Source organism: Ruegeria sp. YS9, from assembly GCF_024628725.1.
Taxonomy (GTDB): Bacteria; Pseudomonadota; Alphaproteobacteria; order Rhodobacterales; family Rhodobacteraceae; genus Ruegeria; species Ruegeria atlantica_C.
The window spans coordinates 21,221-33,348 of the sequence record NZ_CP102410.1 but is presented as its reverse complement, the minus strand read 5'-3'; the positions used below and the strand labels follow the sequence as shown (position 1 = coordinate 33,348).

15 protein-coding genes are annotated in these 12,128 nt (G+C 57.7%); 3 read left to right on the top strand and 12 right to left on the bottom strand.

What is annotated here, in order from left to right; translation table 11 throughout:
* From NOR97_RS16575 to NOR97_RS16545, 7 genes are read right to left on the bottom strand one after another with little or no spacing between them, the layout of a single operon-like run.
* Positions 1–597 carry an ABC transporter ATP-binding protein gene (locus tag NOR97_RS16575; RefSeq protein ID WP_257601189.1) on the bottom strand — a complete coding sequence of 199 codons (597 nt, stop codon included), beginning with the start codon at positions 595–597 and terminating at the stop codon, positions 1–3.
* Positions 594–1,343, bottom strand: coding sequence for an ABC transporter permease (locus tag NOR97_RS16570; protein WP_210093068.1), 750 nt, complete (start codon positions 1,341–1,343; stop codon positions 594–596). The genes NOR97_RS16575 and NOR97_RS16570 overlap by 4 nt, the downstream gene beginning before the upstream one ends.
* A 6-nt stretch (positions 1,344–1,349) precedes the next feature.
* Positions 1,350–2,315 (bottom strand): ABC transporter substrate-binding protein, encoded by a 966-nt coding sequence (locus NOR97_RS16565; RefSeq protein ID WP_257601188.1) that lies wholly within the window; start codon positions 2,313–2,315, stop codon positions 1,350–1,352.
* A gap of 20 nt (positions 2,316–2,335) precedes the next feature.
* Positions 2,336–2,584 carry a PepSY domain-containing protein gene (locus NOR97_RS16560; protein ID WP_257601187.1) on the bottom strand — a complete coding sequence of 83 codons (249 nt, stop codon included), beginning with the start codon at positions 2,582–2,584 and terminating at the stop codon, positions 2,336–2,338.
* A gap of 15 nt (positions 2,585–2,599) precedes the next feature.
* The gene (locus NOR97_RS16555) at positions 2,600–3,037 is read right to left on the bottom strand and encodes a hypothetical protein (RefSeq protein WP_170346824.1); all 438 of its coding nucleotides are present in this window, start codon (positions 3,035–3,037) and stop codon (positions 2,600–2,602) included.
* A 19-nt stretch (positions 3,038–3,056) separates the two neighbouring features.
* Positions 3,057–4,028 carry a YVTN family beta-propeller repeat protein gene (locus tag NOR97_RS16550; RefSeq protein ID WP_257601186.1) on the bottom strand — a complete coding sequence of 324 codons (972 nt, stop codon included), beginning with the start codon at positions 4,026–4,028 and terminating at the stop codon, positions 3,057–3,059.
* A 12-nt stretch (positions 4,029–4,040) separates the two neighbouring features.
* Entirely contained in the window at positions 4,041–5,174 is a 1,134-nt protein-coding gene (locus tag NOR97_RS16545; protein ID WP_257601401.1) for an ABC transporter substrate-binding protein, read from the bottom strand.
* Between the two features lie 366 nt (positions 5,175–5,540).
* Between NOR97_RS16545 and NOR97_RS16540 the strand changes: the two genes are divergently transcribed.
* Genes NOR97_RS16540 through NOR97_RS16530 form a run of 3 tightly spaced genes read left to right on the top strand, consistent with a single transcriptional unit; the run spans position 5,541 to position 7,826 of the window.
* On the top strand, positions 5,541–6,080 hold the full coding sequence (locus NOR97_RS16540; protein ID WP_171363241.1) for an SRPBCC family protein: 540 nt from the start codon (positions 5,541–5,543) through the stop codon (positions 6,078–6,080).
* On the top strand, positions 6,067–7,011 hold the full coding sequence (locus tag NOR97_RS16535) for a YncE family protein (protein ID WP_257601185.1): 945 nt from the start codon (positions 6,067–6,069) through the stop codon (positions 7,009–7,011). Before NOR97_RS16540 ends, NOR97_RS16535 begins: the two co-directional genes overlap by 14 nt.
* Positions 7,008–7,826 (top strand): quinoprotein dehydrogenase-associated SoxYZ-like carrier, encoded by an 819-nt coding sequence (locus tag NOR97_RS16530; RefSeq protein WP_170346821.1) that lies wholly within the window; start codon positions 7,008–7,010, stop codon positions 7,824–7,826. Before NOR97_RS16535 ends, NOR97_RS16530 begins: the two co-directional genes overlap by 4 nt.
* Position 7,827: 1 nt before the next feature.
* On the opposite strand, the gene NOR97_RS16525 is transcribed toward NOR97_RS16530, so the two are convergent.
* The 5 genes from NOR97_RS16525 to NOR97_RS16505 form a co-directional block, all read right to left on the bottom strand.
* The gene (locus NOR97_RS16525) at positions 7,828–8,382 is read right to left on the bottom strand and encodes a PQQ-dependent catabolism-associated CXXCW motif protein (protein ID WP_257601184.1); all 555 of its coding nucleotides are present in this window, start codon (positions 8,380–8,382) and stop codon (positions 7,828–7,830) included.
* On the bottom strand, positions 8,379–9,221 hold the full coding sequence (locus NOR97_RS16520; protein WP_374041634.1) for a substrate-binding domain-containing protein: 843 nt from the start codon (positions 9,219–9,221) through the stop codon (positions 8,379–8,381). The genes NOR97_RS16525 and NOR97_RS16520 overlap by 4 nt, the downstream gene beginning before the upstream one ends.
* Positions 9,205–9,708: a c-type cytochrome, methanol metabolism-related gene (locus tag NOR97_RS16515; protein ID WP_171170159.1), complete on the bottom strand. Its 504-nt coding sequence runs from the start codon at positions 9,706–9,708 to the stop codon at positions 9,205–9,207. The genes NOR97_RS16520 and NOR97_RS16515 overlap by 17 nt, the downstream gene beginning before the upstream one ends.
* Positions 9,709–9,777: 69 nt before the next feature.
* The gene (gene xoxF5, locus NOR97_RS16510; protein ID WP_170346817.1) at positions 9,778–11,580 is read right to left on the bottom strand and encodes a lanthanide-dependent methanol dehydrogenase XoxF5; all 1,803 of its coding nucleotides are present in this window, start codon (positions 11,578–11,580) and stop codon (positions 9,778–9,780) included.
* Positions 11,581–11,716: 136 nt separating this feature from the next.
* Positions 11,717–12,106 carry a cytochrome c family protein gene (locus NOR97_RS16505; protein ID WP_374041633.1) on the bottom strand — a complete coding sequence of 130 codons (390 nt, stop codon included), beginning with the start codon at positions 12,104–12,106 and terminating at the stop codon, positions 11,717–11,719.
* Positions 12,107–12,128: the final 22 nt, after the last annotated feature.

Sequence of the window (12,128 nt, the reverse complement as noted above, 5' to 3'; positions counted from 1 at the left end):
CTAACCCAGAACGGCCCCGTCTGGCCCGGCTACCAGGTTCAGGATCCGGTCGGAAAGACGCTGTGCTTCGGGTTGGGAATGCGTCACGAACAGGGTCGCCGGGCGATGCCGCGCGATGAGGTCCTCGGTCAGGGTCAGCATCGTCTCGGCCGTTTCGGAATCCAGTGATACAAAGGGCTCGTCCATAATCAGAAACTCGGGCTTCCCGGCAAAGGCGCGCGCCAGAGAAAGCCGGCGCTGCTGACCCAGTGACAACTGGCCGGGAAACAAATCTCCCTTTCCGTCCAAACCCACGTCAGTTAGCGCGGCGTCGGCCTCAGCCTGCGACAGGTCGCCATGAATCAGGGTCAGATTGTCGATAGCCGAACGCCATGGCAGCAAAGTGGGTTCCTGAAACACAATGGCCAGTCGATCCGGCCGCACGATCTGGCCTTCGAAATCCGGGTCAATGCCTGCCACCAATCGCAGCAGCGTCGTCTTTCCAATGCCCGATGGACCGGTCAGCGCGACCGTTTCCCCGGCGGCAATGTCAAATGCAATGGGGCCCAGGACGGCGTGGTGTTCAAAGCGCTTCTTCCGGATGTCAATTCGGATCATGCAGTTCTCCACCGTCGAGCGTTCCGCTCCAAGGGTTGAAGAACCAGCCATTCGACAACCAGCATGACGGCAATGAACGAAAACGCATAGACCAGCACCATTGCCACATCAAACAGCTGAAAATACAAGTGGATTTGAAACCCGACACCGGATGAGCGCCCAAGAAACTCGACCACGAGCACGATCTTCCAGATCAAAGAAAGCCCGGACCGTGCAGCAGCAGCGATAAACGGCGCAAGCTGCGGCAGGATCACATGGCGCTGTCGCCTTTGCCACGGCATCCGGTAGACCCGTGCCAACGCATCCAGATCCGGGCTCAGCGCCCTGCCGCCCTCTCGGAGGATCGTCGCGACATTGGGAATTTTGTTCAGCGTCACCGCGGTGATCGCCGCAGCCTCGGTCAGCCCGATCCAGAGATAGCACAGCACGATCAGAACCAACGCGGGCAGATTCAGGAAGACAACCAGCCATGGATCAAGCCAGCGGTTCAGCGCATCCGATCGCCCCATGGCCAGTCCAATGATCGTTCCCAATGTCATCGCCAACACGAAGGCCCAGATCACACGTAACAGTGTCGCACCAAGGCTGCGCAGCAATTCGCCTGACGCAAGTTCTTGCTGAAACCGGGGGATCAGGTCCCAGGGTTGCGGCAGAATCTGAGGGTCTGCGGTCAGCGACGCCGCAACAATCCACAACGCCACAAGGCCTGCGATGGACAAAAGCGGCGTGAGGCGCGCGTTTTGCATCTGATCCTATTCCACGTCAGCAAAAAGACCCTGTGGCACTGTCGTCGCAGCGCCCACCAGCTCAGCCCCGCCCAATTCGGCCATAAGTTCCAGCATCTTGTTGGCCGCGACCGCATCGACCGGGCGACGATCGGGAATACCGGCGATCCAATCGAGCCTGAGTTGTTCAAACTGTGCATCAGACTTGACGTTCATCCGCGGTCTGATCGCCTCCCATGCCTCGGGCGAATTGGCCAGCAGGTCCTTGGCGTCGCGGCTGGCGGCAAACAGGCTTTGCGCAAGGTCGGGGTGTTCGTTCAGAAAACTCTGTTTCAGGTAATAACCCAACAGGGGTGTATTCGTGTCGAGCCCCAAAGCCTGCCCAGCATCCTCAACCGAGATCAGCTCTTTCATGCCGGACGCTTTCATCTTGGCCAGAAAATGCCAGAAATTGATCGCGCCGGCATAGTCACCGTTCAAAGCAGATTTGAAGATCAGCGGGGGCGCACCAAACACCTGTTCGGTGTCGGCTTTCAAGTCCATCCCGTATTCTTTTGCTGCATAGGCGCGCAAAATCAGCCAGGATTTATCCAGCGGACCACCCGCGATGCCGATCTTGCCGCCCGCCAAATCCTTCAAACTGGTTGCCGGGCTGTCAGCGGGCACAACCACGCCGCCCACGGCTTTGGAATAAGGGATGAACACATAGTCCTTGCCGGCAGCCCTTTGACGAGCAACCCAAATCCAGTCAGCAACCGCCAAATCAGCCTCATCCCCCTCGACCGCGATACGCGTTGCGCCATTGTCGGCAAATGGTTGAACATCAAGGACAAAGCCATGTTTCCGATCCAAGCCGTTCCGGCGAATGGTCTCCAGTTCCCAATTCACCGTTCCGATCTTGAGTACGGCCGCGCGAATGGTCGGCAGGGTCTCGGCTGCCAAAGCCCCCGAACTGAGTGCAAGTGCAAGGCAGGCGGCAAGAAGTTTGGTCATGACCCGATCCCTTTTATTCGCTATTCCGCCTTTCGGCTGACTTCATTCAAATCCTTGTCCAGCTTGATATCGAACTGGTTGCCGCCCTTGCAGATGACGTCATCCAGATCATAGCCATCGTCTTCAACCTCGATATCATCCGGATCCATCTGGCACTCGACAGAGGCAAGATAGGCTTCGATCTTTTCCACCGTTTCCGCGTCAATGTCGTCGGCGAAAGCCGGGGCCGCGAGAAGCCCGACGGTTATCAAAATTCCCATATTTTTCATGTACCTATCCCTTCTCTATTGAATACTAACCGTGATGCGTTGCGTTTCGCCGGTGGACCCGGGGATGCGAATTTCATGACTGCCGGGTTTGATTGCGATGAACGACAATTCAGCCACGCCGGCCTTGTCAAACTCGATGCTGTCCACCGCCATCGGACGGATCTCGATCTTGTTGATCACGATCTCGTTCATCCAGATCGCGCGAAAGAACGATGGCCCCTCGATGGCCAGTTCCGCTGACCCATCAGCGGTGATCTCAAGCTTGTAATACGCGCCGGATTGCAGAACCACGTCTTCACCCAGGGGTTGCCCCGAAGCAAGCGTCAGCTTGATGGTTTCCCCACGGTTGCATTTCGCCAGAAGCCCGGCAAATCCCAGATCGTCACACAGCGGCGCCGCCGATACTGGCCCACCCAACGCCGCAACCATCGCTGCAATCACTAGTTTCTTCATTCCCGTCCCTCCCAGAACTTCAGTCAATGGTCACCACGCCCCAGGGCTGTTGACCGACCTGTACTGACTTGATGGCTTTCTCTGCGGCCACATCAATGATTGTGATGTCGTTTGAATTACCATTTGTGGTCAGCAGGTATTTTTCGTCCGGCGTAAAATCCAACTGCCAGACCCGCTGCCCCACCAGTATATAGTCCAGAACTTCAAGGCTTTGCGCGTCAACAACGGCGACCCGGTTTGCAGGCCCCAAAGCAACGAACAGGCGTTTGCCGTCCGAAGTCACCTTGGCACCAACGGGCTGCAACCATTCCGGCTGCACGCCCGCTACTTCAAAGCTAATTTTGCCGACAACCGTCGGCGTTCCGTCTTCTGCAATGTCCATGACCGTGACGGTTCCACCGATTTCCGATGTCACGAACAGGCGCGTTCCATCCGCTGTATACTGGGCATAGCGCGGGCGCTGGTCGACCAGGACATTATGCTTGATGGAATAGTCCTCGGTGGAAATGAAATGCGCCATGTTGGTGGTCTCGGACGTGTTGACCACGAATTTGGCGTCGGGACTCATTCCCATGCCTTCGGGTTCGACACCTACCGGAATTTCGGCCAGAACGGTGCGGGTTTCGGTGTCTGTGACCGTCACCAGATTGTCGTCTTCATTGGCGATATAGAGCCGCTTGCCCGAGGGTTCGAGAATGAAAAGCTCGGGGTCCGGACCAGAGGGCAAACTGGGAAGTTCCTCATAGGTCTGTGTATCAAACACCCGGATGATATTGTCATCCGAGGCACAGACATACAGCGTGCCGCCATCCGGGCTGACGGTGATCCCACGCGGTCGGTTGCCGCCTGGAAATTCGGTGATCACCTCCCAGGTTTCGGTATCAACCACGGTAATGGTGTTGCCCCGCTCGTTCGAGACAAAAGCCTTGCCCGCGAACACGGGACCGGCGGTCAGCGCAGCACAGGCAACGGTCAGCAATAGTCGTTTCATCAATACCTCCGGTTACTCAAATGCGCGACAGCTGGATTCCGCCCGATCCAACCCCATCGTATCGAGCGGCGAGACCTGGTGCAGAAACCCCTCTTGCGGGCTGACGCTGACAGTGATCGACCCGTCATACAGAAGGATCGGCTGACGCAACTGCCCGTTCCAATCGCGGAATGTCACTTTCTGTCCTTTGAATGCGGCAAGTTCGAACTGGTCAGAAAGGGCATAATCGCGCACACCTTCCGGTTCGGCGGTGCTGGCGCGGGTCACGGCCTCGCCGATTACGCGCAGTGCAAGCCAGGCGTTGTAGTCCTCGGGGCGGACATAGCGGCCTGTCAGATCCTCGAAACGGGTCTGGAACTGGGTCGCGCCCCATGCCTCATGTGCGCCGTGAAACGTCGTCGGACGCAAGCCGCCTGAACCCATCACGGGGCGTGGGGTCCAAAGGTGATAGGACAGATAGCGCGCAAAATAGTCGGTTTCGTCCGCGGCAATCACGACGTCATGGTCTCGCGCATCTTGCGTGTCCAATGGCAATTGGCGCTGAACAAGAACATGACCGGAATCCGTTCTACGAGATCCCCCGGTATCCGCAAAGGTCCGATCTTCGGCAATCTTCGCGCCGAACTTGTTCGCTGCACGGCGATACGCGTCGGCGAGCTTGACATCCTCGGGGTTGGATCCGGCCAACAGGAACCAGTCGCCCCATTTCTTCCAGACGGCAAACTGAGCAACCGCATCGGCGTTCATGGCGCGGGACGGGGCGATATGAAGCAGGTTGCCCCGGCAGTTTGCGTCGCGAAGATCGACATCAGGCGCGGACACGTTGAAAACAAGCGCCCCGGAATCTGCCGCCTTGTCCGTCAGGCGCAACATGTCCGGTGCCTTGGCCAAAAGGACGATCAGGCGCACGCCTCCGGCAAGGATCTGGTCCATTGCGGCGTCAGCCTCTTCCGGCGGAACGGCCATCGTTATGGTCTCGTAGGTATGTCCCAGAAATCCGCCCGTGGTTCCGTTATCCTCATCCCCAAGCGCCGCACCGGCAAACCCCAGATCGTCCGGTTTCAAATCATAACGCGAGATCGGCAGAAGCGACGGATAGTCGATCCGCAGCACCGCAGCCTTCACATCGAGCGCCGCCGCGGTCATCGCGGATGCACACCAAAGAAGCGCCGCAAGCAGCGGCAGCAGGCGAATGCTCAAGATGTCCTCCCGTTGCCTGAAAGTCAGAGTTCAGGTTGAAATATTCGGGGCATAACGCCCCGAAAAACGGAACCAATACTTTTGGCCGTGTTGTAAAACAAAGCCTATCAGCTTCATCATTAAGCTCGATTCTTATTTTATAAGAATGCGCGTATATGGTTGATCTTGCTGCGGTTTCCCGCGACACCCGCCGATTTTTCAGGGGGTGTGACGGGTGACCGTCAACGTGCGCTCGCACGTCAGGTCTGACAAAAGAAACGCCGCAAGCGCGCGGCGTGTGCCAAAGCTCTGCGCATTCAGGGAGGACATGGAATGAATCGACGATTTCTTCTTGCCGCAACCACCGCTCTGCTGGTGCCGGGTCCGGTTTGGGCCCACGGACCCACCCGGCAGAAAGTCACGCTGACTGCCGAGGTCGCAGCCTCGCCAGAGGAAGTCTGGGCCGTTGTCGGAAACTTCGATGACATGTCGTGGCATCCTGCTGTGTTTGCGACCGAAGGAAACGGCGGCAACGCGATTGATGCGACCCGATTGCTGACACTTGGTCAGGAAGGCGGGCCGACGATCAATGAAATTCTGTACAAGTACAGCGCAGAGAAAATGAGCTACTCCTACCGGATCACCGAGGTCGCGGTAGAGGTGCTGCCTGTCACCAACTATTCGTCGCATCTGACGGTAAAACCGCGCGACGGAGGTGGTTCGATCATCGAATGGCGCGGTGCCTTCTATCGCGGGTATCCAAACAACGATCCTCCGGCCGAGTTGAATGACGAAGCCGCCATTGCCGCCGTGACCGGCGTCTATCAGGCGGGTCTCGACGCGTTGATCGAGCGGTTCGGTGCGGCAAGTTAGCCACCTGCTGATGTTGTTTTTGGCGCTCTCTGGCAGCCCGGCACTGGCACAGACAGCATTCATCACCTGTCAGAACGGTGAAGAACTGAGCCGGATAGATCTTGCACGGATGCAGGAAACGGCCCGCTGGCCCCTACCTGGCAAGCCGGCGGGTGTGGCGGTTGGTCTGGATGAAACGCTGTTCACCGTGTCCCCGGACAGCAAAATGGTAAGGCGTTTGTCCGCCGAGACCGGTGAAACGATCGCGCAAGTCACGCTAGAAGGGGGGCCGATTGGTATCGCTCTGGATCAGGATCGCGGGCGGGTTTTTGTCTCGGATTGGTACAACGCCCGACTTTGGGTGCTGGACAGTGAAACTCTGAAAGTTCAATCCGAGTTGCCCACCGGAGCCGCCCCGGCGGGTATTGCGATGTCGAAAGACGGGCGCTTTCTGGCGTCGGCCGACAAGGACGCGGACCAGGTGTCGGTTTTCGATGCCGACACTCTTCAGCCTCTGCACCGCAGCCCGGTTGGATCACGCCCCTTCGGGCTGCGTTTTGCCCCCGATGGGCGTCTGTTCATCGGCAATGTCGGCAGCAATGATGTCAGCGTGGTCGATGCGGAAACCGGCGCCATCACCGCAACGGTCCCGGTCGGGGAACGCCCTTATGGCATCACCTTCGCCCAAGGTCGGGCGTTCGTCACGAACCAATATGCCAATACGCTCAGCGTCATATCTCTGGAGACGCTCGAACATGAGGGCGTGATTGATGTTGGAGAATACCCCGAAGGCATTGATGCGACGGCGGGCGAAGATCTGGTGGTCATCGCAAACTGGTTCGACAACACCGTCAGCATCGTGGACCCACAGGCCCTGTCGGTGGTAGAAACACTAGAAACCTGTGATGGACCACGTGCCTTTGGCAGGTTCCTGCAAGGAGGACAACAATGAAAGCATCTCACCTGATTGCGGCCCTGTTCAGCATGTTGGCAGCCCCGGTTTGGGCATCCAACGAGGCATGGGAAAATGTCCGAGCGCTGCTTTATGGCGACAGACCGATGCAGAACGGAGATGCGTTGATCGCGATTGATGCACCTTACCGCACACCCGATGACGCGCGGGCTCAACTGGCGGCTCAGGTCCTAGCCCCTCGGGGGGCAAAAGTGGCCAAGGTGACATTGGTGCTGGATGAAAACCCGATGCCGGTTTCTGCCGTGTTCGAGCTGGACGAGCCACTGCCGAGTTTCTACTTCGACGTGACCATGCGCGTGAACGGCCCGACCCCGATGCATGTCATCGCCGAAACCACCGATGGCCGCCTTTGGGTGTCAGAAACTTTCGTCAAAACCTCGGGCCTTGGCGCCTGCGCGGCGCCTCCCGGGACCGATCCGGAACTGGCCCTGGCAAACCTTGGCACGATGGAGGCCGAACTGGTCGGCCGAGTCCCTGCGCTGAACACGCGGACACGATTGTCAAACCTGGGTGCGGGCCGGGCCAACAAGATGGATCTGAACATTGATCATCCGTCGCATTCCGGAATGCAGATGGATCAGATTTCCCTGCTGTTCATCCCGATGCGATATGTAGAGACCGTGGATATCGATCTTGATGGCGCCGGGTATGTCCAGATGACGGGCTCGATTTCTCTGTCCGAAAATCCAAGGGTTGGCATTTCCGTTCCAAGCAGGGCGCAAGCGGTCGATGTGACCATGACGGATACGGACGGTACGGTCAGTCATTTACACAAAAAACTGGCGGGTTTTTAGATCACCCGCCTCCGGCAACGGGTTGGCCCGGGGCTGGCTTTATCCGTTCCAGTGGATAGCCCCACAAGGCCCAGCCGTCGGTACCTTCCGGAAACCAGTAGACTTTTGTGTATCCCCATTCGATTGCGCGTCGGGCGGCATTCCAGCTCATCCAGCAATCTTCCAGGCAAAAGAACACGACACCGTGGTTGATATCGCCATTGGTGCTGGCCTCTAGACCGGTTCGAAAATAGTCTGCCGTAACATCGGCAATTGCGCCATAGCCGACATTTGGCAACCAGAGTGATCCCGGAATGCTGTCACGCGGCTTGTCGCGCCAGATCGTGCCTTCAGGCAGATTGGCGGGTTTGGGCGGCTGCGGCAAAACGTCGATGAACGCGACGCTTTGTTCCTGCCACAGGCCGTATGCCTCTTCCGGGCCGATGACCGTCCCGCCGGTTATCTGATCCGGCACCGGCGCGCGGTAGTAATCCATGCGATAATCACTTGGTTCGGGTACTGTCTGCGCTGTTGCGGCGGTCGAAATCAACGCAATTGCCACCGCTGCCCGCATCATTGCGATAGGTCCAGAACCTCGGTCCCCAGATCATTCACAAGTGGAACACCGGCCTCGGCCAACACAGCATTGATCTCATCCTGATTGCGGCGGATCAGCGAGTTCAACTGCCGCTGCCAAACCTTCTCACCCTTACGCACGCCCATGGTGATGCGGTAAAACAGACGCGGCGGCAGCTCTTCCTTGACCAGCGGGATCACCTTGAAATCAGGATAGTCTGCCGTGACCAACGGCCCGCCCAGCGGGCCCCAAAGAATGGCCGCATCGATCTCACCCGATTGCAGATCATCCAGCATGTCGATGGCCGGGCTTTCCACACGTCGGTCAACGAACAGGTTATAAGGCTTGGCTTGCCCGATCAGCCCGTTCCGCGCCATATGAGCCGCAGGCGGTGTACCCGCCACGATCCCGATCCGTTTCCCCTTGAGCATCGGATCGTTCAACATGTCCACCCGGGCCAGATCACTGTCCATCGGCACGATCAGCGCATAGGCGGACGTATAGTAGTGGTTGGTGTTCTGCACCAGCTCATGACCTTGCGCATAGCCGATCACCACATCGCATCGTTTGGCGGCCAGCGTGTTCCGTATGAAGCCCGTCGCCTGCGGAAACCAGACATATTGCACGGGCAGTTCCAGCTTTGCGGCAATCAATTCGGCCAGTTTGTTTTCAAATCCCGATCCGTCCTCGGATGACATGGGTTTGTTGGCCGGATCCGCACAGACGCGAAAAGCCGTTCTTGAAACCAGGTCAGAAGTCTGCGCCGACACGGGCACTGCCTGACAAAGCCAGACGCAAAGTCCGAAAACCGGCAGGCAGGCCTTAGCCCATACACGCATCTTCATCCTCGCGGATCACGTCAGATTTCGCCTCTTTCTTGGGCGGGCGGCCACGCGGGATCGCACCCGACCCATGAGCCTTCAAGTATACATAGATGTCATCCAGAAAGCACATCACATTCGGGTTGTCGCCAAATCCCGGCATTACCGAGTTTTCAGCGGCGTTCACCACCTGGCGGCCATTGGTGACGACATCAACGAAGTCGTAATAATCCATTTCCAGCGCAGACTCTTTCAGAGCCGGCGCATAGGTCGAGCCCTCGCCATCCGGGCCGTGACAGACATGGCATTCCGCGTGATAGCGCCGGAAGCCCGAAAATGTCATCCAGTCTACGGTTCCATCCTCGGCCACGTTGAATGTCGGGATATCGTCTTCGGTGTAATACCGTCCATCTTCGGAATACGCGACTGCCAGATTGTCGGCAATCGCGGCAACAGGAAGGCAAGATGCAATAATTGATGCCAGAAGACGTACAGAATGGTTCATGGAACGCTCGTTTCTTTTCAAGTGAAAACCGGCGCAGTCCGATTGAACCGCGCCGGCCGGATCTTTGGCTTAGTTCGGCAATGCGAACACGGTCAGCTGACCGCCCAGCGCGGTATAGTCGCTGAGTGCGGCATAGCCACCCACGGCGCCCAGACCGTCATTCGGGTTGGTCAAACCAGCCGCCAGACCGATACCGGCCCAACCACCGACACCGGACAGAATGCCGATATACTGCTTGCCACCTTGCTCGTACGTCATCACGTTGCCGATGATGCCAGAGGGCGTTTTGAACTTGTACAGTTCTTCCCCTGTTTCAGCATGAACCGCCTTCAGATACCCTTCGAGCGTTCCATAGAAGACAACGTCACCCGCTGTCGCCAGCGCACCGGACCAGACCGAGAACTGCTCGGGCAGTGACCACTTGATGCTTCCATCAGTGTTGTCCCAGGCAATGAAGTTGCCCATGCCACCATGGCTGTCGGGTGCCGGATACATCGCCAGAGTTGCACCCACATAGGGCTGACCAGCGGTATAGGACACGCGGAACGGCTCATAATCCATGCAGACATGGTTGGTTGGCACATACATCAACTGAGTCTTCGGCGAATAGGCCGCAGGCTGTTGGTCCTTGGTGCCCAAAGCCGCCGGGCAGATACCGGTCGAGTTCACGTCCTCGCCGTTCTGTTCCGTCGAATACTGCGCGACCACGGCCGGGCGGCCATAGGTTTCGCTGTTGGGATCCATGTCGACGCCAGTTGTCCAGTTCACAACCGGGTCGAATTTTTCGGCCACCAGCAGCTCGCCCGTCACGCGGTCCATGGTGTAACCAAGACCGTTGCGGTCGAAATGGGTCAGCAGTTTGCGCTGCTCGCCATCAATTTCCTGTTCCGTAAGGATCATTTCATTGATGCCGTCATAGTCCCATTCATCATGCGGCGTCATCTGGTAGAACCATCTTGCCACGCCGGTGTCGATGTCACGCGCCATGATGGTCATGGACCAGCGGTTGTCGCCCGGGCGCTGCGCCGGGTTCCAGGTCGATGGGTTCCCGGTGCCATAGTACATCAGGTTCTCGTCCAGATCCGCGGAATACCAGCCCCATGTGGTGCCGCCGCCGATCTTCCACTGATCGCCTTCCCAGGTGTTTGTACCCGAGTCCGCGCCAACCGGCTTACCCAGATGGGTGGTCTTTTCCGGATCAACAAGAATGTCCGAATCCGGCCCCATGGAATAGGCCCGCCAGACCAGCTCGCCCGAGTTCATGTCATAGGCCGTAACCGACCCGCGCACACCGAATTCGCCACCCGAGATACCGACAATGACCTTGTCCTTGATAGGCAACACCGTGGCTGTGTTGGTTTCGCCAATCGCCGGGTCACCATTCTGAACTTCCCAGACGACATCCCCGGACTTGGCATCAAGCGCCACAACCTTGGTGTCGGCCTGATGCAGGAAGATCTTGCCATCCGCATAAGCCACACCGCGGTTCACCGTGTCACAGCACATGACCGGAATCACGTCCGGGTCCTGCTTGGGCTCATATTTCCAGACAATTTTGCCTTCGTTTGCCAGATCCAGAGCATAGACAATGTTCGGGAACGGCGTGTGGACATACATCATGTCGCCAATAACCAGCGGCGAACCCTCGTGCCCACGCAGAACACCGGTCGAGAAGGTCCACGCCACTTGCAGATCACCTACATTGTCTGCGTTGATCTGATCCAGTTCGGAATAGCGCTGATTTTTGTAGTCACCCGTCTGGATCGCCCATTGTTTCGCGTTCTCCATCTGGGCAACCAGGTCGTCATTTGCATAGGCCGCGGTGGCCAGTGCAATGGCAATCCCGGAGGTCCAAAGCGATAGATTTTTCATTCAATCTCCTCCCTTTCGTGCAGCGATCTCTCTCTCTGCATTGCAACACCTCACCCAGGTCGGATTACGGTGTCTGTTGATGCTCGCCCCGACCGACGGTTTTCCGGTCGCTTAGGTGGGAGAGCAATGCGATCTCCTACGACCCGTTGTCCTCAAAGGTCGCAAGATATGCGATGATGTTCGCTCGATCGTCCTCTTTTCTCAGCCCGGCGAAGGTCATCTTGATCCCCTTCGCATAGTCGCGCGGTTTCGTCAGAAACACGTCCAGTTCTTCGGGTGTCCAGACCAGCCCTTCTTCGGACAGCGAAATCAACACCGGTGAATAGCCAAATCCTTCGACGCTTGCGGCCTGACGTCCAACAATACCGTTCAGCACCGGCCCCACCTTGTTTTCAGCCCCTTCGCCCACCGCATGGCAGGCCTTGCACTTGCGAAAGACTTTTTCGCCCGCTTCGGGATCGCCTTCGGCGCTTGCAAAGGCGGGGAAAAGCATGAAGCAGGTTGCTGCGAATACCGTTCTGATCACTATCAATCTTTCCTTGCTGTTT